This window comes from Pseudomonas sp. FW305-28 (assembly GCF_017351395.1).
Lineage (GTDB): Bacteria > Pseudomonadota > Gammaproteobacteria > Pseudomonadales > Pseudomonadaceae > Aquipseudomonas > Aquipseudomonas fluorescens_AA.
This window is the reverse complement of the sequence record NZ_JACNDD010000313.1, coordinates 1-384: the sequence shown is the minus strand read 5'-3', so window position 1 is coordinate 384 and position 384 is coordinate 1. Positions and strand designations below refer to the sequence as shown.

Annotated in this window: 1 protein-coding gene; it reads right to left on the bottom strand. The window is 69.3% G+C overall.

The genetic code is table 11. The features are described from left to right. Positions 1–384 (bottom strand): AMP-binding protein (locus tag J4E53_RS30585; RefSeq protein ID WP_207268301.1); only part of this gene is annotated, 384 nt, incomplete at both ends.

The following is a 384-nucleotide window of genomic DNA, read 5'->3' as shown; positions in this document are numbered from 1 at the left end:
GATGCGCCGCGGATCGAGCACGTCGCCGCCGACCATCAGGTAGCGCAGCGCGCCGAAGGCTGGCGCCAGGGCCTCGGCGTACTGATGGAACAGGCCGGCGGTGAGCCAGAGCACGCTGACTTCGTGGTGCAGCAGGTGCTCGTTGAGGCGTGCCGCGTCCAGCAGTGTTTCCCTGGGGCAGACCACCAGGCAGCCGCCGTTGAGCAGCGCGCCCCAGATCTCCAGGGTACTGGCGTCGAAGGCCGGGTTGGCGGCGAGGGCGAAGCGGTCCTGGGCGGTGAATTCGGCGAAGCCGTTGTTGCGCACCAGCCGGGTGATGGCGCGGTGCGGCACCTGCACGCCCTTGGGTGTTCCGGTGGAGCCGGAGGTGTACATGATGTAGGC